The following is a 20882-nucleotide window of genomic DNA, read 5'->3' as shown; positions in this document are numbered from 1 at the left end:
TTATGAGCCATACCCCAGTAACACGTGCCCTGTTTGATGAAGTTATGATGCCTAACTACGCACCAGCTCCAGTGATCCCTGTGCGCGGAAAAGGGTCTAGAATTTGGGACCAGAATGAAAAAGAATACATCGATTTTGCGGGTGGTATTGCCGTTACAAGTGTAGGCCACAGCCACCCAAAACTGGTCGCAACCCTCAAAGAGCAAGGGGAAAAATTGTGGCACATCGCCAATGTGATGACCAACGAGCCTGCTTTGCGCTTAGCCAAAAAACTCACCGATGCGACCTTTGCTGATAAGGTCTATTTTGCCAATTCTGGTGGTGAGGCCAATGAAGCTGCCTTTAAGTTAGCCCGTCGTTATGCAGTGGATAACTTTGGTGAGCAAAAAAATGAAATTATTGCCTTTGAACAAGCCTTTCATGGACGTACCTTATTTACCGTAAGTGTGGGTGGGCAACCTAAGTACAGTGCTGGTTTTGGCCCCGCTTTAGAGGGCATTACCCACTTGCCTTACAATGACATTGCAGCTCTAGAAGCAGCTGTTTCTGATAAAACCTGCGCTATTGTCATGGAACCACTGCAAGGCGAAGGCGGTATTATTAAATCAGACCCAGCCTTCATTCAACGTGCTAGAGAATTATGTGATGAACATGATGCCCTCTTGGTAATTGACGAAGTTCAAACTGGAGCTGGCCGATTAGGGACGCTTTATGCTTATCAGCAAACTAATATTTTGCCCGACATCCTCACTACCGCTAAAGGCTTGGGTAACGGTTTTCCAGTGGCTGCCATGTTAACCACTGAACGAGTATCCAAGAGCCTAGGTGTGGGCACTCACGGAAGCACCTATGGTGGTAATCCATTAGCCTGTTCCATTGCTGAAGCTGTCATCGATATTGTTAATACCCCAGAGGTGTTGGCGGGTGTCAATGCTAAGTTTGAGCGTTTTAAAGCAGGTTTAGACGCTATTAATGCACGTGTGCCCTTCTGTGAAGAGGTACGGGGCAAAGGCTTATTGATTGGTTGTGCCCTTAATGAAACCTATAAAGGCCAAGCAGGAAAATTTCTTGGTGCAGCCCAAGCCCGAGGTTTATTGGTATTAATTGCAGGGCCAAACGTGATCCGTATGGCCCCATCTTTATTAATTCCTGACGCAGACATCGATGCTGGCTTAGCTATTTTAGAAGCCGCTGTGCGCGACATAGTAGAAGCATAGCCGAAGCATAGTCGAAGCAGAATAGCAGTATCCAAAAAGCCTATTAGGAAAAGTGATGACCGATTTGTCTGCAAAAAATGAAATAGAAGCACACGCGTTAGAATGGATTACTGCACAGCAGCAAAACATGCAACAAGACCTTTGGAGCTTAGTAGAAATTAATTCTGGTAGCTACAATGTGGCAGGTGTTAATCAGGTGGCAGAGACCTTGGCCCAGTGGAGTGAAAAGCTTGACTGCCATGCCGAATTTATAGAAATGCCACCTCAGGATGTAGTAGATGACTCAGGCCAATTGAACCAACAACCTCTAGGTCGCGCCCTACGTTTATATAAGCGCCCCCAAGCGCCCATCCAAGTTTTTTTATGTGCACATATGGACACCGTGTTTCCTAGTGACCATCCGTTCCAAACGATTACTCAACTAGAGGATGACATAATCAATGGCCCAGGGGTTGCCGACCTCAAGGGAGGTATTGTGGTGATGTTTAAGGCCTTAGAAGCGTTTGAAAGAAGCCCATTACAAGATCAATTGGGTTGGGAAATTCTGTTCAACCCAGATGAAGAAATCGGTTCACCTAGCTCGTCTAAGTTATTCTCAGAAATTGCCCAACGTCATCACTTAGGTTTAATTTATGAGCCTTCTTTTGCCGATGGTAATTTAGCGGGTGCCCGCAAAGGTAGTGGTAATTTTTCTGTAGTTACAAGGGGTAAAGCTGCTCACGCTGGCCGCGAGCACCACCTTGGTCACAATGCTATTCGTGCCATGGCAAATTTCACCTGCGCCCTAGATGACCTTAACGGTCAACAGCATGGCATTACTATTAACCCAGGGTTTGTAAAGGGTGGAGGAGCGGTAAACATTGTGCCTGACACTTGTACGATGCGTTTTAATATCCGCATTGAAACCAGTAACCAACAACTCTGGTGTGAGCAAAAAATAGCCACCATTTTGGCACAAATTAATACCCTTGATGGCATTAGCATTGAATTACATGGTGGCTTTGGTCGTGAGCCTAAAATTCTTAGTCCTGCCAACCAAACCTTATGCAAACTAGTCCAATCTTGCGGTAAAACCCTGGGGCTTAAGTTAGAGTTTTTACCCACAGGAGGTTGCTGTGATGGTAACAACCTTGCTGCTGCTGGCCTACCCAACATTGATACCTTAGGCGTACAAGGTGGAAAAATTCACAGTAGCGATGAATATATGTACTTGTCGAGTTTAACCACACGCTCACAATTAAGTGCCTTAATTTTAATACGCTTAGCCCAGAGTGAAGACTTGGCTTGGTTGCAACGCGACGGTATGGTGCGACCCTCATGTTAATTGTCAGGCCTATAAAAAGTAATGACGCAGAGGCCTTCAAAGATTTTGCTGCAGCCTCTGGTGTAGGGCATACAAACTTGCCCAACCACTCAGCCCACTTGGCACAAAAAATTAATCATAGCGAACTATCCTTTGCATCTAGCGTTGAACACGCAGGAGAAGAGGCTTACACCTTTGTTATGGAAGATACCCACAGTGAGCGTTTGGTGGGCACTTGTACAGTAGATGCGGCAGTGGGCTTAAGTGAACTTTATTTTACCTATCGTGTTGATCAAGTCGTTCATAGTGCTGTTGAATTACAAATTAATAACCGCATTCCAGCCTTACACCTAAGTCACGATTACACAGGGGCGTCTCGTCTAAGTTCGTTTTACTTAGAACCAAACTACCGCTGTAATTTTTACGATCAGTTGCTATCAAAATCTCGTCTACTATTTATGGCCAGTTTTCCACAGCGTTTCGCCGCCACAACGATTGCAGAAATGAAAGGTGTGATTAACGCTGAGGGTGTATCACCTTTTTGGGAGGCCGTAGGTAGACATTTTTTTACCATGGATTTTGCTGAGGCTGACTTACTCACTACGTCTAGCAATAAACACTTTATTGCTAACCTAATGCCACGTTACCCCCTTTACGTCCCTTTGTTAAATGCCAAAGCACAGGCTGTCATCGGTGAGCACCACGAAGATGTGGAAGACATCGTTAACATTCTTGAACACGAAGGTTTGCACTTCGCAGGTCATGTAGATATTTTTGATGCTGGTCCAATTCTAGAAGTGCGTACGCGACATATTCGGGCTATCCGGCATGCCGAGCAAGCCCAAGTTGCAGTCGGTGTTGAAGTATTAGTCGGCAAGCGGGTGCTCGTATGCAACAACAATTGCCTTGATTTTCGATGCATTATCGTGCGCAAGCAAGGGCCATTGTTGCTCTTGAGTGAGGCTCAATTAGAAGCTTTACAGGTGGCAGTCGGTAACACCTTAACCTATTGCCCATTAAGATGAAGTGAGCCCTAAGCAGTTTTTGTAAAAATTGCTAAGTGCTGCTCAAATAAGTCTCTAAAGCTAAATCTAAGAGACTTAATGGAAAAGAGTTTGTGGTCCAACAAAGGTACTATTTGCAACATTAAACCTGTTACAAAATCTTCTGGAGGCCCTAATGATGATAATCCGCCCCTTAATGGAGACCGATGCCGGTGCCCTTCTCAACTTAGCCCATAAAGCCGGCATTGGCTTTACTTCACTGCCAGCAGACCCAGAGCGCATTGCGACTAAAATTGAAGCTTCATTGGCAGCCTTTAAAGACCAAGTGGATCTCAGTAGCGAACAAAGTTATGTTTTTGTGCTGGAAGACACGCACACTGAAAAAGTTGTCGGTATTTGTGGCATCGAGTCTACCATTGGATTGTCTACCCCTTGGTACAGTTATCGCATCGGTACTTTAGTGCACTCTAGCCGAGAACTGAAAGTTCACAATACGTTTCCAACCCTGTATTTAAGCAACGACCAAACGGCTTGTGCTGAGGTCTGTACCTTATTTTTAGACCCTGACTACCGTCACAGTAAAAATGGCCATCTACTCTCTAAAAGTCGCTTTCTTTTCTTGGCTGAATTCTCACAGCGATTTGAACCGAAAATTATAGCTGAAATGCGTGGTGTATCTGATGCTAATGGCCAATCGCCTTTTTGGGATGGCTTAGGCGCCCACTTTTTTGATATGCCATTTGCCGATGCAGACCGTTTGACCGGCTTAGGCAAAAAAGAATTTATTGCCGAACTCATGCCTCGTCACCCCTTATACATTAACTTTTTGCCAAAAAGTGCCCAAGAAGTGATCGGTCAAGTGCATGAAAGCACGCGTCCAGCGAGAAAAATGCTAGAAGATGAAGGTTTTCGTTACCATGGTTACGTGGATATTTTTGATGCAGGTCCAGCCTTAGAAACACAGGTAAAAGACATTCGAGCAGTTCGAGATAGTAAGCTATGTGAGGTATCAGTCGAAGACCAAGTACCCAATGGAACTACTCTTTTTTTGGTCAGCAATACGAGTCTTAAAGGTTACCGTTGCACTATGGCTTATCTCAATACTCCAGTATCAGGTCCATTAAGTATTAGTGCAGCGTTAGCCAAGGCTCTGCATATTAAGACAGGCGAAAGCCTCCGCACAGTGCCTCTATTTGGTCCTCGGCCCTAAAGTTTAAGGAATAATTATGACTCATCTCATTAATAACCAATGGTTAATGGGCCATGGCCCAACTTTTGATTCTGTTAATCCTGCTAATAATGACATCCTTTGGCAGGGCCAGGGTGCTGATGCCAAACAAGTGGATGACGCTATTAAGTCAGCTCGCGCAGCCTTTATCCCTTGGTCACTAACTGCTTATCAAGACCGCCTAGCGATGATCAAAAGATTTCAAGTCCAATTGCAGGCGCAAGCTGAACCCATGGCTTTGGCTATCGCTCAAGAAACGGGTAAGCCATTATGGGAAACACGCACAGAAGCATCTGCCATGGCGGGCAAAATAGACCTATCAGCCAAAGCCTACGAAGAACGCACAGGTGTGGTTAGTAAACCTGCTCCAGTTGGAACCCAAGCTTGGTTGCGTCATCGCCCCCATGGTGTGGTCGCCGTATTTGGACCTTACAATTTTCCTGGCCACTTACCTAATGGACATATTGTGCCCGCACTATTAGCTGGAAATACCGTGGTGTTTAAACCGAGCGAACAAACACCATTGGTGGCGCAACTGACCCTTCAATGTTGGTTAGATGCAGGTTTGCCCCAAGGGGTCATTAACCTCGTTCAAGGTGCGAAAGAAACAGGCGTCGCCTTAGCCAATCACCATGGTATCGACGGCTTATTCTTTACCGGCAGTTCCAGCACAGGCATGCTATTACACCAGCAATATGCCGGTCGCCCTGACAAAATACTGGCCCTAGAAATGGGGGGTAATAACCCGTTAATCGTGAGCCAAGTCGATAATCAGCGCGCTGCTGTGCATGAAATTATTCAATCAGCGTATATCTCTGCTGGCCAACGCTGCACCTGTGCTCGGCGTTTGTACATACCCACAGGGTCAAAAGGAGACGCCTTGGTCGACAAGTTAGTCAGTGCTGTGAGCAAAATACGTGTAGGTTTGTATGATGCCGAGCCTGCCCCGTTTATGGGTTCTGTCATCTCCTATGGGGCTGCCCAACAACTATTAGCCGCTCAACAATTTATGATTGACCAAGGAGCAACTGCTTTAGTCAAAATGAAATCATTAGCATTAGGTACAGGGCTTTTAAGCCCGGCTTTAATTGAGGTCACCAACGCCAAGAACTTACCTGATCAGGAATACTTTGGGCCCCTTTTGACCTTAGTTCGTTACCAAAATTTGGATCAGGCCATTGCCATGGCTAACGACACCAGCTTTGGTTTGTCGGCTGGCTTATTAAGTGACTCCCGCGAGGATTATGATTACTTTTTGCCTCGCATCCGAGCAGGTATCGTTAATTGGAACAAGCAAATTACGGGAGCCAGTGGTGCCTCACCATTTGGTGGTGTAGGTGCCAGTGGTAACCACCGTGCTAGCGCTTTTTATGCGGCAGATTATTGCGCCTACCCAGTGGCATCTATTGAAGCTGAAGCCTTAGTTATACCCACCCAATTAAGTCCTGGTCTGGACCTTTAAGGCGGTATGTATGAGTCTTCCAGTGCCCACTTTAGAAGCTAACTTTGATGGCCTCGTAGGACCCACTCATAACTATGGGGGTTTGTCCTACGGCAACGTCGCCTCTAGCAGCAATTCAGCACGACCGTCTAATCCTAAGCAAGCCGCACAACAAGGCTTGCATAAAATGAAGTCGTTGCATGATCTCGGTATGCTGCAGGGGGTCTTAGCACCCCAGTCCCGCCCCGATTTAAATACCCTAAGGCGCATTGGCTTTAGTGGCACCGATAACCAAGTCATTGACCAAGCAGCAAAAAAGGCACCGGCCCTGTTAGTCTCTTGTTACTCAGCGTCCAGCATGTGGACTGCCAACGCAGCAACCGTGTCTCCCAGCACTGACTGTAAAGATGGCCGTTTACACTTTACCCCAGCCAACCTAGTTAACCGTTTTCACCGCTCTATAGAACATGCAACCACAGGGCGAATTTTACAAGCCACCTTCGCTAACCAAGAGTGTTTCGCGCATCATCAGGCACTTCCTTCATCAGATCACTTTGGCGATGAGGGTGCTGCCAACCACACACGGTTTTGCAGCGCCTATGGTCAGTCGGGGGTAGAATTTTTTGTTTATGGTCAACAGGCTTTTAGTGGCACAGCCCCTAAGCCAGCTCGATACCCAGCTCGCCAAAGTTTAGAAGCGTCGCAAGCCGTTTCTCGTTTGCATGGCCTTAAAGAACAACATGTGGTGTTTGCACAACAAAATCCAGCAGTCATTGATGCTGGCGTATTCCACAATGACGTCATTGCCGTGGGTAATGGCCTTGTCTCATTTTACCACCAGCAAGCATTTCTCAACCCTAAACAAGTTAGCCATGACCTGCAAAGCGCCATAAACCAAGCAGGTCATGGTGAAATGCAGTTTATTGAAGTGCCTAACAACCAAGTCTCAGTGCAAGATGCGGTCACCAGCTACCTCTTTAATAGTCAGTTACTTTGCCTACCCCACCTAGCGCCTGGCAAAATGGCCATGGTGGTACCACAAGAATGCCACTCTAACGTCAAGGTTTCAGCTTACCTAGATGAACTTGTCGCCGGTGATAACGCCATTGATCAAATTTTAACATTTGACCTACAGCAAAGCATGATTAACGGTGGTGGGCCTGCGTGTTTGCGTCTGAGAGTGGTATTGAACGCCGCCGAACAAAGCGCTGTTAATCCTGCTTGCATGATGAACTCTCATTTGTTCACACGCTTAATGTCTTGGACCGAGACCCATTACCGTGATCGTCTCATAGAAGCCGACTTGGCTGACCCACAACTGCTCATCGAAAGTCACAGCGCCCTTGATGAGCTCACACAAATTCTCCATCTAGGCAGTGTCTATGACTTCCAATTTTAGTGGCTGATGCGGCCACTCATGCTACACTTAAAATGAAGTAGCCAGCCTGAGTAGATGATGAAAATACGACAATTTTGTGAATCTGATCGCAGTGATTTAATTAAGCTTTGGCACGCAGTGTTCCCTGATGACCCGTCTCACAACGAGCCATCAAAGGTCATCGAATCCAAGCTAGCAATAGACAATCTTATTTTTATCGCGGAGCATAAAGGCCTCATTATAGGCGCATGCATGGCAGGCTATGATGGCCATCGTGGCTGGTTATATGCGGTGGCAGTATGCAAGGAACAGCGCCGCAGTGGCGCTGGTTCTGCGCTGGTCCAGCATGCCATACAGGCATTAAAAGTAATGGGTTGTATCAAGGTTAATCTGCAAATTCGTGCAACTAATACACAAGTAACCACCTTTTATGAAAGCCTAGGTTTTGTCATAGAAGAACGTCTGAGTATGGGTACATTTATTGGCTAAGAGTGACTTGTTAAGGAAATAAAAAAAATGCTCATTGAATCTGAACTACAACTTCGAGAAATCTATGGCCATGCAAAGGGGCGCGCTAAAGACAAGCAGTTAAGTGCCTTAGAACGCCATAGCATTAACTTTATTGATCATGCGCCCTTCATGACCCTGTCTACTTATGCAGCCTCAGGTGCACTTGACTGCTCACCACGGGGCGGTTTGCCAGGCTTTGTAAAAGTAGTCAATGAAAACTGTATTATCATTCCTGACAGCAAGGGTAACAATCGGCTCGATAGTTTGGTCAATATTATTGAGACTAAACAGGTAGGCTGTCTATTCTTGATACCAGGAGTGGATGAAACATTAAGAATCAATGGACGAGGGCGGATCTCAACCTCAGCAGCACATTTAAAGCTGTTCTCTCATCATAAAAATCTGCCAAAAACGTGTATTGAGATTCGTATCAAAGAAGTATTTTTACATTGCGCTAAAGCCCTAATGCGTTCTAAACTCTGGTCCACTGATGCCAAAATGGAACGTTCAAAGTTTCCTACCATAGCTTCAATGCTTAATGATCAGCTGTGCTTAACCGAGCCAACAGAAAGCCAAGCGACTATGGTGGCGCGCTACCAGCAGGATTTATAGCCATACCTAGGTTTATTAGCGCTTTGCACGATGCACACAAGGAATATCAATGATTATTAGGCCCGTCGAAAGTAAAGATATAGACACCATACTCGAGCTAAATGAGAAATCAGTGAAAGTGTTGAGCCACCTAGATAGGTCAGCACTACTGGGTTTAATTGAGATGTCTATATTGACTCTAGTGGTGGAGGAAGACCATCAAGTGGCTGGATTTTTAATTGGATTGACTCATGGTGTTGCCTACGAGAGTATCAACTACGCCTGGTTTAACAATCAATATAAAGCGTTTTTCTACGTTGATAGAATTGTAGTTTCAGACCAGTTCAGGGGGCAAGGTATTGCATCTAAGCTATACGAATACGTGTCAAAATGGGCCCATGAGCAGGCATTACCTCATATTTTTGCTGAAATTGACGTCTTACCACCAAACACACCCTCTCTATTATTCCACCAAAAGTTTGGCTTTAAGGAACTTGAATTATTAAAACACCACAAGCATAAAATGGTTTCCCTACAGGGCCTAACATTAACTTAAAGGCTGGCAAGGTTAGTTATTTTAAAATGGTTGATGAAAAGTGATATTGCTTTTACTATTTACTGAGTGGGGGAAAGCCGCCCACTTAGTATTAACAAGCGCCCCGTTAAGGTCAAATGAGCACGATGCACTAAGGCTGGCATTTTTAACCCAAAGGCTGTTAGGATTTATGATTAGTTTAAACACAAAGTAGCTTAACCAAGGAGATTCTTATGACTTTACTTATTAACGATCAAGCACCAAACTTTCAGGTAGACACGACACACGGCATCATTGATTTCCATGAGTGGATAGGCTCAAGCTGGGCGGTATTGTTTTCACATCCCAAAGATTTTACGCCAGTATGTACCACTGAACTGGGATACTTGGCACAAATGCAACCTGAGTTTGAAAAGAGAAATACAAAAATTATAGGGTTAAGCATTGACCCAATCGATGACCATAAGCGGTGGCTGGCCGATGTTGAAGAAGTTGGCAATACCGTAGTCAATTATCCAGTTATTGCTGACACCGAGCTAAAAGTGGCTAAGCTTTATAACATGTTCCCCTCTGATGAAACTGGGTCTGCCGAAGGTAGGACAGCTATGACCAATGCAACCGTGCGTTCTGTTTTTGTTATTGGCCCTGACAAAAATATCAAACTAATGATTATTTACCCCATGACAACTGGACGTAATTTTGATGAAATTCTGCGCGTTATTGACTCTATGCAACTTACAGCTGAACACAAAGTTGCCACCCCAGTGAACTGGAAACAAGGTGAAGACGTCATCATTGTTCCCTCTGTAAGTAATGAAGAAGCCGCAAAAATCTACCCCGATGGTTGGGACACAGTGAAGCCGTATTTAAGAAAGGTCAAACAGCCAAGCTAATCATACCTAACCCACAAGGAGCTTTGGAAAACTAAAAGCTTCAGGTGAGCAAGGTGGCTTGCCCATGCGTTTAGTTTTCTTAAAGTTGCGCTTGCAATTGAGAATGACAATGGGATTAGAGTGCGGGTTGAGGTGAACACTTTAAGAGCAAACAGTATGAATAGCCCAGCAAAGGGTTTTACCGTTTTTCGAGACTTCTAAATTTTTGACTAATATAAGGAATAGTAGACATTGAATCAACTCGCAGAGCAATTCATAGGCTGCCCATACTGTGGCGAAATTATTAACGTGCTTGTGGATCCATCTGACCTAGATCAACAGTATATTGAAGATTGCCAAGTGTGTTGTCAGCCAATCAATTTTAATGTTTCAGAGAGTGTAACTGGTGAGCTTTCAGTACGTGTTTATAGTGATGATGAAGCTTTTTAGAGCCTCTTAACAGCGCCGTAAAAACTGGTAAAAGATTTTTCTCCCTACAACTTCATTAACGCTTTATTGCAAAAAATTACCCGCTATACTTAACCAAACATAGGACCCTTGATTGCCCTTTTACACTATTTCAAAGTCGTTAAAAGGTCTTGATCATAGGCCCAAAGGAGCGGCCAAACGTACCTAAAGTAGGCGGCGTCAATAGTGCCTTAAGCTGCCTTATAAGGTGCATAACTAATAGCACTTGGACACTTATGAAATTGACAAAGCAAGCCCTATTACTTGCCACGTTATGGTTAAGTGGTTGTACTTTTTTACCTGAATCACAGCCTAATACACACCAAAAATGTAATCTTTTTTTCCCCGAGTTAAAACTAAAGCTAGACACACAAGCATTGCAACAAATGAGCAGCCCTTGTGTGGGCGAAGGTGATGCGGTGCTTATGTGTTTAGCATTAATGGGGGTGGTCATTCCAGCTGGCTCTTTGGTCGTATCAGGCAGCATCGTCTTGAGCAGTAATACGTTAAGATGGCTTGAATATCAGGGGCATTGCGATGATGGTGTGATACAAAAAGCCCTACAAAAAATCAAAATGACCGATTAAATGGTAATATGTAGCCATAGTGAGATATATAGTGACCCATAAAGTTATAAGCGTGTGGGTGTAAAACTAATAAAGTGTGATCTAAAAAAAATTTTTGGTGGTTCCCATGGTCATGGCGATTTTTGAGTGGGAAAAGCTCAGAAAATATTGGCAAGCAGGCTTTTGGGGCAATCGCTTTAGCAAACCTTAGTGTTACTATTGACGCAATTCATTGCAGGTATAAAGTCCATTTGTGAGGCATAAGGTCAGGCCTAAGTCACGAAGACAACTAACTACCACATTAGCCTGCCTCATGACTGAAGTGCATATATGCGCCACGTACCGGGTATGAGCATGATTAAGGGAGTGACTATAATCGAGTGACTATGATTGAACATACTAATCCTTCCCTAACCCTTGGACGCTTTGCATACAATTGGTTTTTCTGGGTTAACGTTAAACACAGACTGCAAAGTGAGATTTTTCTGCGTGATTGGATAAAAGCTCTGATAAAAGGAGTAATGCATGATTGAAGCTATTTTTGTATCAAAAAAATCAAGGCAGGCACTGCAACAAGCGTATGCGGTGCCAGTGGTTTTTGGATGCGGCATTACTGGAGACCGGCATTTTAAAAAAAAAGCCAACAAAAAGGGCCAAAATATTACCTTTATAGAAGCTGAAGCTGTGGATGAATATAACCAACTATTGGGTCAAGCAATTAGCCCTCAACAAACCCGCAGAAATGTGATTACCCGGGGCGTTGATCTGAATGCTCTAGTGGGCGTCGAATTTTCCATTGGCGATGCCAAATTTAGGGGGGTGGAGCTATGCCAACCGTGCAGTGTTTTGGGTCGACTATTAGAGAATCAGAAGATTTCAAGGAGCCAAGTCATCCAAGCCTTTTTAAGTAGTGGCGGGCTCAGAGCAGATGTAATTAACAGTGGTGTCGTGGGCGTCGGTATGCCACTTGTCATTGGTCTAGGTGCAGTCCCAAATTGCCATCATGAAGCCAATTTGGGACTGCTTTGAACGCAGCTCTTAACGAAGCTTTTAATTCAGCTTTTATTTCAGCTGTCATGGTGCTTTGCAGCCATCAGCTTATTGGCTAATTAGCCCATAGTAGACTTGACCCGCTTTTTTACTGCGGTGCAATTTCCATGGTGAGGGTAAATCTAATTCCGCCAAGGGCTGAGCCTGTTCTACGTAAATCATGGCCCCGTGAGCGAGGCAATTACCAGTCAATATGGCTTTGAGTATGTCTGGTACTAAGGCTAGAGCAAATGGTGGGTCTAAAAAAACCACATGGTACTGCCCCCCTTGTTCAGCAAAGGCTTCTGTGGCCTGATAATTTTTAAGCCAATCAAAGCTGCTCTTTTGCTCCACCAGCGTGGTTTGGTCTACTGCTAAAGGCAACTGCTTTAAGTTGTCTTTTAGGCTTGTGGTCGCAATATTAGATAAGTCGACAAAAGTCACATGTTTAGCGCCCCGCGATAGTGCCTCTAGTCCTAAGGCGCCCGTGCCAGCAAATAAGTCTAAACACCTGGCGCCTGCCACTGGGCCAGAAAGCCAGTTAAATAGAGTTTCTCGCACTCTATCTTGAGTTGGCCGAAGGCCGATGACCGTGGCAAATGGAATTTTTCGTCCGCGCCATTCTCCACCAATAATGCGTAAACTTTGGCGCCCAGCTTGGCCAATCTCTACAACCTTATCAAATTTAGCCCCACTTCCCACATTGCGCAACTTAGGCAAAGCACGAGATGAACTGGAACTGGGTTTGCGGGCCATAAACATACCTAAAAAGATCAATGTGTGGGGTCAGTCAAGATGTCTATTCTAAGGTAATCCATTCATAAAAGAAGCATACCCAAGTAAAAGCTATGCTAAAATTTACTCTTATTCATGTGCAAACACCGAGACGTCCCCGATATCATGGCCCTGTTTAACTTATTTGGTAAAAACAAAAACACTGCTGAGGCACAAGAGACCTCGTTAGTAGAAGCACCCGAGCAACCCCTGCAGGCTCTAACTGACTCTACAACCACCGGCAGTGATGCTAGCCAACCCATAGAAACAAATACAGCAGATTCTGAGCCTAAACAGGGGTTTTTTGGCCGCATAAAAAGTGGCCTTAGCCGCACCCGCAGTAACTTAGGTGATGGCCTTGCCAGCCTATTTTTAGGTGCAAAACAGATTGATGAAGGTTTGTTTGAAGAACTTGAAACCCAGTTACTAGTTGCAGATGTGGGCATAGAAGCCACTGCTAGCCTGCTTAAAAAGCTGAGTGATCGAGTTGCTCGTAAAGATTTAACAGATCCTGCTGCGCTTTATAGTGCCCTCAAAGAAGAGCTTGCAGCATTGCTGCAGGGCAGCCAAGCTACACTTGAAATTCCGCAGCAAGATAGTCCTTTTGTGATCCTCATGGTAGGTGTGAACGGTGCAGGTAAAACAACAACAATTGGCAAGTTAAGTAAGCGCTTTCAAAGCCAAGGTAAAAGTGTCTTGCTGGCGGCTGGAGATACCTTTCGGGCGGCGGCGGCGGAGCAACTGCAAGAATGGGGCAGTCGCAACAATGTGCCCGTTGTGGCCCAACACACTGGGGCGGACAGCGCTTCAGTTATTTTTGATGCCGTCCAGTCCGCCCAAGCCAAAGGCATTGACGTGGTGATTGCAGATACCGCTGGTCGTTTACAAAATAAATCCCATCTCATGGATGAGTTAAGCAAGGTGGTGCGGGTCATGCAAAAGCTTGATGCTAACGCCCCCCATGAAGTTATGTTAGTACTCGATGCTGCCACGGGTCAAAATGCGATCAGTCAAGCTAGCCTGTTTGGTGCTGCAGTAGGGGTCACCGGAATCACACTTACTAAACTGGATGGCACTGCCAAAGGCGGGGTTATTTTTGCCATGGCACAACAACTCCAACTGCCTATCCGTTTTATTGGTGTGGGTGAGCAGGCAGATGATTTGCGGCCCTTCGAAGCCACTGAGTTTATTGATGCACTGTTCAGTGAAACGTCTCTGACTCAAGATAGTGCTCTATGATTCGTTTTGAGCAGGTTAACAAAAAGTACCATGACAAGAATGCGTTAGTTAATACTAACTTTCATTTAAGGCGAGGTGATATGGCGTTTTTAACAGGCCATTCTGGCGCTGGTAAAAGCACATTATTAAAGCTCATCATGCTTATGGAGCGACCCTCCAGTGGCAAGGTTATTGTGGATCGGCAGGATTTAAGCCAACTCAAGCGTACACAAGTTCCAGCACATCGACGCAAAATTGGTCTTGTGTTTCAGAATCACCAGTTATTAATGGACTACTCTGTATTTGATAACGTGGCCTTACCCCTTAAAATTAGTGGTTACAATGAGCGTGATTCAGGCCGACGTGTGAGGGCTGCGTTAGACAAAGTGGGTTTGTTAGAAAAAGAAAGACTATTACCCCAAGTGCTTTCCAGTGGCGAACAACAGCGAGTTGGCATAGCGCGTGCGATTGTTAATAAACCCAAGCTAATTTTGGCTGATGAGCCCACAGGTAATCTAGATCCTGCCCTATCAACTGAAATTATGCGTTTGTTTCAGCAGTTCAATCAGGTGGGGGTGAGCGTGCTCATTGCCAGCCATGATTTAGGACTAATCCAACGGTTACCCCACCCGGTGATCCAACTGGACCAAGGCCGAATTAGTGGCCCACCTTCGGTAATGAGGCAGTAAATATGGCCTTTTCAAAACCCCAAGCTGCACAAAATGCTAGCCGTTCGCAACCTGAAAATCATAGCACCCGTTGGTTAAGAGAACACAAAGAGGTGGTGGTTAGTAGCTGGTGGCAGCTTTGGAAAACCCCGTTCACCAATCTATTAACTTGGCTGACGCTCGCCATCGCCTTAACCCTTCCCACTGCGTTATTGTTACTGTTGAGCCAAGCCCAACATTTGGGTCAGCAAGTCAACCAAAGTAATCACATCAGTCTGTTTTTGGCGCCTTACGTTAGCTTAGAACAAGGCCAGCTAATCACTAATAAACTCGTGTTACGGCGCGACATTGCCAAGGCGACTTATATTTCAGCAGAGCAAGCCTTGATTGACTTCAAAGCCAGTAGTGGGCTTGAGGATATTTTAACAAGCCTCACCGAAAATCCCATTCCGGCGACCATAATCATAGAGCCCGCAGAGGCTTTTTTAGACAGCACAGCCATTGCTAAACTTGCACAACAACTAAGACAACAAGAGCAGATTGATCAAGTGCTTGTAGATATGGCCTGGCTAGATCGACTGCAAGCCTTATTAGAGACGAGTCAGCGCTTTACCTACAGTTTAGCCATATTACTGGCGCTTGGCGTATTATTAGTCGTAGGTAATACCGTACGTTTGCAGATAGAAAGTCGTAAGCAAGAGATTTTGGTGATTAAACTCGTGGGTGGCACAGATGCCTATCTACGCCGTCCATTTTTATATGCTGGCTTTTGGGCTGGCTTGTTCGCCGCGCTTATTGCAGGAGTCATCTTGCAACTGGGAACGAGCTACTTGCAGCCCTCCATCTTATTATTAGCGCAAAGCTACCAAAGTGATTGGCAGCTCGAAGGGTTGAGTTGGCTGGGTGGCTTAATACTAGTCATTACCAGCTGCGGATTATCAGTGCTAGGGGCGAGTTTAACGGTTGGACGTCAATTACGCCTTATTGAACCCAAATAAGTATCAGTTATCGCTTAATCTGTGGCTTTACATAGCTTTACGGCGAAAAACTAAGCCTAAGTCTTGCACTGCCACTCATTGAGTCCTAAAATAGCACACATACTGTGCCCCCAACGAAAAAGTAAACATTAGTATAGACCGATGTAGACTGCTAACAAGACAACTTTTGGGCATTTGTCCACAACATGGCTAACACGGCCATCGTTAAGCAACTTATAGCAGTGGGCTCAAAGACGACGGAGATTTTTATGACTAAGTCATTATCAGCGATTGATGCATTAGCACCAGGTCAAAGCCACGAAGCTTACCTGCAGACGATCAGCACCATTCCTATTCTTACCATTGAGCAAGAACGCGCTCTGGCTGAGCGCCTATACTATGAGAACGACTTAGATGCTGCTCGTCAGCTCGTTATGTCGCATCTACGTTTTGTGGCTCATATCGCTAAAAGCTATTCAGGTTATGGTTTACCCATCGCAGACTTGGTGCAAGAAGGCAATGCAGGCTTGATGAAAGCTGTGAAACGATTTAACCCAGAAGTGGGTGTTCGGTTAGTGTCCTTTGCAGTGCATTGGATTAAAGCTGAAATGCACGAATACATTTTACGCAACTGGCGTATCGTTAAAGTAGCCACCACCAAAAGCCAGCGTAAGTTATTTTTTAACTTGCGTAGTGCGAAGAAAAAACTGGCCTGGTTGACCCATGCTGAAGTTCAGTCTGTGGCAGCAGACCTAGGTGTTGATGCCAAAGTTGTGATGCAGATGGAAGGTCGCATGTCTTCTCATGACACACCATTTGACGCCCCAGAAGGTGACGAAGATAGCGCTTACCAAGCCCCAGCTTATTATTTAGAAGATCACTCAGGAGATCCTGCAAGGCAGCTAGAAGCCAGTGATTGGGAACAAGATTCTAATACTCGATTAGCCGCTGCCATGGGGGATCTAGACCCTCGCAGCCGTGATATTTTACAGCAACGCTGGTTAAGTCACTCGAAAGCGACTTTACATAACTTAGCCGATCAATATCAAGTGTCTGCAGAGCGCATTCGCCAGCTAGAAAAGAATGCCATGAAGAAACTTAAAGCCGCCATGAGTGATGGTATGGAAGCTGGTGGTAAAGGTGCCTTTGCCTATTAGCAGGCTTTGCACCTGACCGATTGAAGCGCAATAAAAAACCCACCGAGTGTGGGTTTTTTAGGTTTTAAGGTAACCAAAAGGTGGCTAAATGCCGCCATACGTTATCCACTATAATGGGCTGCGCTGAGGGTGTTGGGTGCAGCCCATCAGCCTGCATTAAATCACCAATACCCGCCACATTGTGCAGCACAAAAGGCACCAAAGCCGTATCATATTGCTCTGCTAGCGTTTTGTATTGGGCAAAAAAAGGTGCCGTATAACGGGCACCATAATTGGGTGGTAATTGAATGCCCATGACCGCAACTTGAGCCCCAGCAGCCAGACTTTGTTGAATCATAGTGGATAGATTAGCACTGATATTAGCAATGGGGTAACCCCGTAAACCATCATTAGCACCCAGTTCCAATAGCACCCATTGTGGCTCAAACTGATCTAACAAGGCCGGCAAACGTCGCACGCCTCCTTGAGTCGTTTCTCCACTAACACTGGCATTAATGACCTGCCACTTTACATTTCCACTGCTAGCCCGCAATTTATTTTCCAGCAAGGCTGGCCAAGCTTGTTTTAAGGACATGCCAAAGCCGGCACTCAAACTGTCTCCCATCACCAATACTGTGTGTTTTTTGGCCCAACATACGGGTCCCAACAGCAGACTGGCAATCGTGATCACATAGACTGTAAATATTTTGAAAAATTGCTGCATACCCTTCCCTTAGTGACCCCTCAGACGCCATAATAGTCGCCTTTTCGTTTGTTGAGTGACCTGCTATGTCTAATTCCACACCGTTTTTGGCGGCCCGCAACGTCAGTCAAATTGTGGCTAACCCGCAGGCCACGCAAGCTGATGACCTGCACATCCTAGACGATGTGAATTTTACCATAGAAGCAGGTGAATCTGTGGCCATCGTTGGCGCGTCGGGTTCTGGTAAAACCACTTTGTTGGGCATGATGGCCGGGCTCGACAGCCCCAGCCATGGCCAGCTATTTTTAGCCCATAAAGACCTTACCAAGTTAGATGAGGAAGGGAGGGCTGAACTGCGAAAACATCAGGTGTCGTTTATATTCCAAAATTTTCAACTACTGCCCAGCCTCACTGCCATAGAAAACATCATGTTACCTTTAGAAGTGAAAGGTAGCAGTGATGCCAACACTCTAGCAACACAATATTTAAACCATGTGGGACTGGCCCAACGGGGTCACCATTACCCCAATCAACTTTCAGGTGGAGAACAACAGCGCGTTGCGATTGCACGCGCCTTTGCCGCTCAAGCGCCAATTTTGTTTGCCGATGAACCTACTGGCAACCTAGACACTCAAACGGGTGATCATATTGTTGAGTTATTATTTGAACTCAACCAACAACATCACACCACACTGGTGCTAGTCACCCATGATTTGAACTTAGCACAACGCTGCCAAAGACGTCTAACGCTTAACGCTGGACAGCTAACGGAGCGGCTTGATGCTTAAATTAGCTGCACGCCTAGCATGGCGAGATTGGCGCGGTGGTGAATTATCTTTGTTGTTTGTGGCTTTGATACTCGCCATCACCAGTGTCACCAGCATTAGTTTATTTACCCATCAAGTGAAGCAATCCATGGTGGCCCAAGGCGCCAACCTCATTGCTGCCGACTTACGCCTGACCGGCAGTCAACCGATCTCTGAAGATTGGCGTATTAAGGCTGACAATTTGTCCTTGCAACAGGCCCAAGTGAGTCAGTTTCAAGCCATGGTATTTGCTCAAGAAGGGATGCAATTAGCCAGCATTAAAGCCGTCTCAGACAGTTACCCACTCAGGGGTGAACTTAGTGTAGGCACAGCCGCATTCGACTTAGGCACCGTGATTGCGCAAGGCCCGAAAAGAGGCGAGATATGGCCTGATTCTCGTTTGCTATCGAGTCTTAATGCGCGTTTAAATGACACTATCGATGTGGGTCAACTGGGCCTTAAAATTAGCCATATCCTCATCACCGAGCCAGACCAAGCCAGTGGCTTTTCAAGCTTCGCCCCAAGGGCCATGATGCACTTGCAAGATTTAGCGGCAACCGCAGCAGTGCAGACGGGAAGTCGGATAAAACACCGCTGGTTATTGGCGGGGCAAGCGGATGCATTAACTCGTCTGCAAGCTTCCATCACGCCGTTGCTTGCACCTGGACAAAAGTGGCAATCCCCGAATGATGGTAATGCCAACGTCGCCGCTACCTTAGATAAAGCCGAACAGTTTTTATTGCTAGCAGGTTCTTTGGCGGTGGTATTAGCTGGCGTGGCACTGTCTTTGTCAGCCCGTCGCTATAGCCTAAGGCAGGCCAAACACGTAGCCTTGCTAAAGTGTCTAGGCCTTAAGCCAAAGCAATTACGCCTTCTGTACTTCAGCCAAATGATACTGTTAGCTTTGTTAGCTTTGTTGATTAGCCTGCCCCTCGCTTGGGGGTTATACCAAGCTTTGTTGTGGGTGGTGGCTGACTATATTCAAGGCGCATCAATGGTGCCTCCTTTTGAACCTTTTTTATTAGGGGCTGGCACTGGCACCTTATGTTTATTGGCCTTTGTATTGCCGCCCATGTTGGCGCTAGCCAAAGTCGCACCTGCTGAAGTACTGCGCCAATCTTCTAGCCAAAGCAAAACCAACAAAACTCATTTAGCCATTGGCTTTAGTGCTGTCATTGCTTTGGTTTACTGGCACAGCCAGTCCGTATTAATTAGTGGCGCCCTTATTATTGGCGTGGCCATTATTCTGCTATTGTTGGCTCTGTTAGCCAGCCAACTCATTAAAGCGGGCAACAAAATCCGCCCCTATCTCAGTCAAGGTAGCAAAATCGGCCTGGCCAACTTAGCGCGTAGAAAGCATCAAAACAGCCTACAGGTGGCTATTTTTGGATTAGCATTAATGCTTCTATTTAGTTTAATCTCGGTGCGTAGCTTTCTGATTAACGATTGGCAGCAGCAGTTAAAGCAAGACACACCCAACCTATTTTTATTCAACATTTATCAACAGCAACGGCAATCTTTACTCGACTCCATGGAAGAGCAAGGGTTAACCACTCAAGCCTTAACGTTTTTCCCCATTGCACGAGCCAGACTCACAGAGCCCAAGCTGCAGAGCCGACGTGGTTCGAGAGAATTAAACCTCACTTGGAGCCCAGACTTGCCCATTGGTAATAGCATTAGTGGGGGTCAATGGTGGAACGATGGGGCAACTGGACTGGAAGTGTCAGTAGAGTCTGATTATGCTAGAGATATGGGTTTAAGTTTAGGCCAGGAACTCACCTTTAACATTGCAGGTATAGAGAAAAAAGCGGTTTTAAGTAATCTTAGAGACGTCGATTGGAGCAGCATGCAGCCCAATTTCTTCTTTGTCTTCTCTGAGCCTTTGGTGGAGGCTAATAGCGCCAGTTACATGGCGAGTGTGTATATTGCCCCCGCCGACCGTCCCAAGCTAGGCCCTTTATTGCGCCAACAACCCACCATATCCATGCTTGATGTTGATCAAATTTTACAACAAGTGCAAAGGGTAGTCGCCCAACTCTCCCTTGCGGTGGAGAGTATTTTAGTCATGGTGCTTGGAGCGGGGGTATTAGTTTTAGTGGCTAGCATTCAAGCCAGTATCGACGAACGCCGCCATGAAAGTGCTATTTTACGAACTTTAGGGGCCAGCAAAGCTCTTATTCGACGCATTTTATGGGTCGAGTACGCCAGTCTCGGCTTTGTTGCAGGACTCATAGCCGGTTTGGGAGCCGAAGCTTTGGTGGCCGTGCTACAGCAGCAATTGTTTCAAATGCCGATGCAATTGCACTGGCCCCTATGGGTCCTGACCCCCTTTACTGGCATGATCATCATAGGCGCATGTGGCTGGTGGTTTAACCGCACGGTGGTCACTGCGCCCCCCTTAAGAACATTGCAGCAAACATAAAGCCTAATTTTCACACTAATGCTGAATATACGCGCC

The 20882-nt window shown here is 45.9% G+C and carries 21 protein-coding genes; 19 read left to right on the top strand and 2 right to left on the bottom strand.

Annotation, left to right across the window (positions count from 1 at the left end; all coding sequences use genetic code 11):
• The first annotated feature begins 2 nt into the window (after positions 1 to 2).
• The 13 genes from ABXT59_RS01080 (at position 3) to ABXT59_RS01020 (ending at position 12142) form a co-directional block, all read left to right on the top strand.
• Complete coding sequence (locus tag ABXT59_RS01080) at positions 3 to 1217, top strand: aspartate aminotransferase family protein (RefSeq protein WP_443637127.1); 1215 nt, start codon at positions 3 to 5, stop codon at positions 1215 to 1217.
• Between the two features lie 55 nt (positions 1218 to 1272).
• Positions 1273 to 2541 (top strand): hydrolase, encoded by a 1269-nt coding sequence (locus tag ABXT59_RS01075; protein WP_443637125.1) that lies wholly within the window; start codon positions 1273 to 1275, stop codon positions 2539 to 2541.
• Positions 2535 to 3545 carry an arginine N-succinyltransferase gene (locus ABXT59_RS01070; RefSeq protein WP_443637124.1) on the top strand — a complete coding sequence of 337 codons (1011 nt, stop codon included), beginning with the start codon at positions 2535 to 2537 and terminating at the stop codon, positions 3543 to 3545. Before ABXT59_RS01075 ends, ABXT59_RS01070 begins: the two co-directional genes overlap by 7 nt.
• Positions 3546 to 3699: 154 nt before the next feature.
• On the top strand, positions 3700 to 4734 hold the full coding sequence (astA, locus tag ABXT59_RS01065; protein ID WP_443637123.1) for an arginine N-succinyltransferase: 1035 nt from the start codon (positions 3700 to 3702) through the stop codon (positions 4732 to 4734).
• A gap of 16 nt (positions 4735 to 4750) precedes the next feature.
• A complete protein-coding gene (gene astD, locus ABXT59_RS01060; RefSeq protein ID WP_443637122.1) occupies positions 4751 to 6214 on the top strand; it encodes a succinylglutamate-semialdehyde dehydrogenase in 1464 nt (487 codons plus the stop codon).
• A gap of 10 nt (positions 6215 to 6224) precedes the next feature.
• Complete coding sequence (gene astB / locus ABXT59_RS01055; protein WP_443637121.1) at positions 6225 to 7592, top strand: N-succinylarginine dihydrolase; 1368 nt, start codon at positions 6225 to 6227, stop codon at positions 7590 to 7592.
• Between the two features lie 54 nt (positions 7593 to 7646).
• The gene (locus tag ABXT59_RS01050; protein ID WP_443637120.1) at positions 7647 to 8060 is read left to right on the top strand and encodes a GNAT family acetyltransferase; all 414 of its coding nucleotides are present in this window, start codon (positions 7647 to 7649) and stop codon (positions 8058 to 8060) included.
• Positions 8061 to 8087: 27 nt separating this feature from the next.
• A complete protein-coding gene (locus tag ABXT59_RS01045) occupies positions 8088 to 8693 on the top strand; it encodes an MSMEG_1061 family FMN-dependent PPOX-type flavoprotein (protein WP_443637119.1) in 606 nt (201 codons plus the stop codon).
• A 49-nt stretch (positions 8694 to 8742) separates the two neighbouring features.
• Positions 8743 to 9228: a GNAT family N-acetyltransferase gene (locus ABXT59_RS01040; protein ID WP_443637118.1), complete on the top strand. Its 486-nt coding sequence runs from the start codon at positions 8743 to 8745 to the stop codon at positions 9226 to 9228.
• A gap of 212 nt (positions 9229 to 9440) precedes the next feature.
• On the top strand, positions 9441 to 10100 hold the full coding sequence (locus ABXT59_RS01035; protein ID WP_443637116.1) for a peroxiredoxin: 660 nt from the start codon (positions 9441 to 9443) through the stop codon (positions 10098 to 10100).
• Between the two features lie 231 nt (positions 10101 to 10331).
• Positions 10332 to 10529: a CPXCG motif-containing cysteine-rich protein gene (locus ABXT59_RS01030; protein ID WP_443637115.1), complete on the top strand. Its 198-nt coding sequence runs from the start codon at positions 10332 to 10334 to the stop codon at positions 10527 to 10529.
• 254 nt (positions 10530 to 10783) lie between these two features.
• Positions 10784 to 11134: a hypothetical protein gene (locus ABXT59_RS01025; protein WP_443637114.1), complete on the top strand. Its 351-nt coding sequence runs from the start codon at positions 10784 to 10786 to the stop codon at positions 11132 to 11134.
• A 504-nt stretch (positions 11135 to 11638) separates the two neighbouring features.
• Entirely contained in the window at positions 11639 to 12142 is a 504-nt protein-coding gene (locus tag ABXT59_RS01020; protein WP_443637113.1) for an MOSC domain-containing protein, read from the top strand.
• A gap of 69 nt (positions 12143 to 12211) precedes the next feature.
• On the opposite strand, the gene rsmD is transcribed toward ABXT59_RS01020, so the two are convergent.
• Positions 12212 to 12898, bottom strand: a complete 687-nt coding sequence (gene rsmD, locus ABXT59_RS01015; RefSeq protein WP_443637112.1) for a 16S rRNA (guanine(966)-N(2))-methyltransferase RsmD — start codon at positions 12896 to 12898, stop codon at positions 12212 to 12214.
• Positions 12899 to 13042: 144 nt separating this feature from the next.
• Here rsmD and ftsY point away from each other — a divergent pair, with 144 nt between their 5' ends.
• The 4 genes from ftsY (at position 13043) to rpoH (ending at position 16936) form a co-directional block, all read left to right on the top strand.
• Positions 13043 to 14155 (top strand): signal recognition particle-docking protein FtsY, encoded by a 1113-nt coding sequence (gene ftsY, locus ABXT59_RS01010; protein ID WP_443637110.1) that lies wholly within the window; start codon positions 13043 to 13045, stop codon positions 14153 to 14155.
• Positions 14152 to 14823, top strand: coding sequence for a cell division ATP-binding protein FtsE (gene ftsE / locus ABXT59_RS01005; RefSeq protein WP_443637109.1), 672 nt, complete (start codon positions 14152 to 14154; stop codon positions 14821 to 14823). The genes ftsY and ftsE overlap by 4 nt, the downstream gene beginning before the upstream one ends.
• Before the next feature lie 2 nt (positions 14824 to 14825).
• Positions 14826 to 15800 carry a permease-like cell division protein FtsX gene (gene ftsX / locus ABXT59_RS01000; RefSeq protein WP_443637108.1) on the top strand — a complete coding sequence of 325 codons (975 nt, stop codon included), beginning with the start codon at positions 14826 to 14828 and terminating at the stop codon, positions 15798 to 15800.
• Between the two features lie 248 nt (positions 15801 to 16048).
• On the top strand, positions 16049 to 16936 hold the full coding sequence (gene rpoH, locus ABXT59_RS00995; protein ID WP_443637107.1) for an RNA polymerase sigma factor RpoH: 888 nt from the start codon (positions 16049 to 16051) through the stop codon (positions 16934 to 16936).
• A gap of 64 nt (positions 16937 to 17000) precedes the next feature.
• On the opposite strand, the gene ABXT59_RS00990 is transcribed toward rpoH, so the two are convergent.
• On the bottom strand, positions 17001 to 17639 hold the full coding sequence (locus tag ABXT59_RS00990) for an arylesterase (protein ID WP_443637106.1): 639 nt from the start codon (positions 17637 to 17639) through the stop codon (positions 17001 to 17003).
• 65 nt (positions 17640 to 17704) lie between these two features.
• On the opposite strand from ABXT59_RS00990, the gene ABXT59_RS00985 reads away from it, so the two are divergent.
• Both ABXT59_RS00985 and ABXT59_RS00980 read left to right on the top strand, forming a co-directional pair.
• Positions 17705 to 18406 carry an ABC transporter ATP-binding protein gene (locus ABXT59_RS00985; RefSeq protein WP_443637105.1) on the top strand — a complete coding sequence of 234 codons (702 nt, stop codon included), beginning with the start codon at positions 17705 to 17707 and terminating at the stop codon, positions 18404 to 18406.
• Positions 18399 to 20846 (top strand): ABC transporter permease, encoded by a 2448-nt coding sequence (locus ABXT59_RS00980; RefSeq protein WP_443637104.1) that lies wholly within the window; start codon positions 18399 to 18401, stop codon positions 20844 to 20846. Before ABXT59_RS00985 ends, ABXT59_RS00980 begins: the two co-directional genes overlap by 8 nt.
• Positions 20847 to 20882: the final 36 nt, after the last annotated feature.

Source organism: Candidatus Njordibacter sp. Uisw_058 (assembly GCF_047730065.1).
Taxonomy (GTDB): domain Bacteria; phylum Pseudomonadota; class Gammaproteobacteria; order Pseudomonadales; family Balneatricaceae; genus Njordibacter.
Note: the sequence above shows the minus strand (reverse complement) of the source record. Positions and strands in the feature narration are given on the sequence as shown.

Excerpts from the sequence above, each read along its gene's own strand:
- ABXT59_RS01080 (WP_443637127.1), top strand. The coding sequence starts at position 3 with ATGAGCCATACCCCAGTAACACGTGCCCTGTTTGATGAAGTTATGATG.
- ABXT59_RS00990 (WP_443637106.1), bottom strand. The coding sequence starts at position 17,639 with ATGCAGCAATTTTTCAAAATATTTACAGTCTATGTGATCACGATTGCC.
- ABXT59_RS00980 (WP_443637104.1), top strand. The coding sequence starts at position 18,399 with ATGCTTAAATTAGCTGCACGCCTAGCATGGCGAGATTGGCGCGGTGGT.
- ftsY (WP_443637110.1), top strand. The coding sequence starts at position 13,043 with ATGGCCCTGTTTAACTTATTTGGTAAAAACAAAAACACTGCTGAGGCA.
- astB (WP_443637121.1), top strand. The coding sequence starts at position 6,225 with ATGAGTCTTCCAGTGCCCACTTTAGAAGCTAACTTTGATGGCCTCGTA.
- ABXT59_RS01075 (WP_443637125.1), top strand. The coding sequence starts at position 1,273 with ATGACCGATTTGTCTGCAAAAAATGAAATAGAAGCACACGCGTTAGAA.
- ABXT59_RS01045 (WP_443637119.1), top strand. The coding sequence starts at position 8,088 with ATGCTCATTGAATCTGAACTACAACTTCGAGAAATCTATGGCCATGCA.
- ABXT59_RS01040 (WP_443637118.1), top strand. The coding sequence starts at position 8,743 with ATGATTATTAGGCCCGTCGAAAGTAAAGATATAGACACCATACTCGAG.
- astD (WP_443637122.1), top strand. The coding sequence starts at position 4,751 with ATGACTCATCTCATTAATAACCAATGGTTAATGGGCCATGGCCCAACT.
- ABXT59_RS01035 (WP_443637116.1), top strand. The coding sequence starts at position 9,441 with ATGACTTTACTTATTAACGATCAAGCACCAAACTTTCAGGTAGACACG.
- ftsX (WP_443637108.1), top strand. The coding sequence starts at position 14,826 with ATGGCCTTTTCAAAACCCCAAGCTGCACAAAATGCTAGCCGTTCGCAA.
- ftsE (WP_443637109.1), top strand. The coding sequence starts at position 14,152 with ATGATTCGTTTTGAGCAGGTTAACAAAAAGTACCATGACAAGAATGCG.
- ABXT59_RS00985 (WP_443637105.1), top strand. The coding sequence starts at position 17,705 with ATGTCTAATTCCACACCGTTTTTGGCGGCCCGCAACGTCAGTCAAATT.
- ABXT59_RS01020 (WP_443637113.1), top strand. The coding sequence starts at position 11,639 with ATGATTGAAGCTATTTTTGTATCAAAAAAATCAAGGCAGGCACTGCAA.
- rpoH (WP_443637107.1), top strand. The coding sequence starts at position 16,049 with ATGACTAAGTCATTATCAGCGATTGATGCATTAGCACCAGGTCAAAGC.
- ABXT59_RS01025 (WP_443637114.1), top strand. The coding sequence starts at position 10,784 with ATGAAATTGACAAAGCAAGCCCTATTACTTGCCACGTTATGGTTAAGT.
- ABXT59_RS01050 (WP_443637120.1), top strand. The coding sequence starts at position 7,647 with ATGATGAAAATACGACAATTTTGTGAATCTGATCGCAGTGATTTAATT.
- ABXT59_RS01070 (WP_443637124.1), top strand. The coding sequence starts at position 2,535 with ATGTTAATTGTCAGGCCTATAAAAAGTAATGACGCAGAGGCCTTCAAA.
- astA (WP_443637123.1), top strand. The coding sequence starts at position 3,700 with ATGATGATAATCCGCCCCTTAATGGAGACCGATGCCGGTGCCCTTCTC.
- rsmD (WP_443637112.1), bottom strand. The coding sequence starts at position 12,898 with ATGGCCCGCAAACCCAGTTCCAGTTCATCTCGTGCTTTGCCTAAGTTG.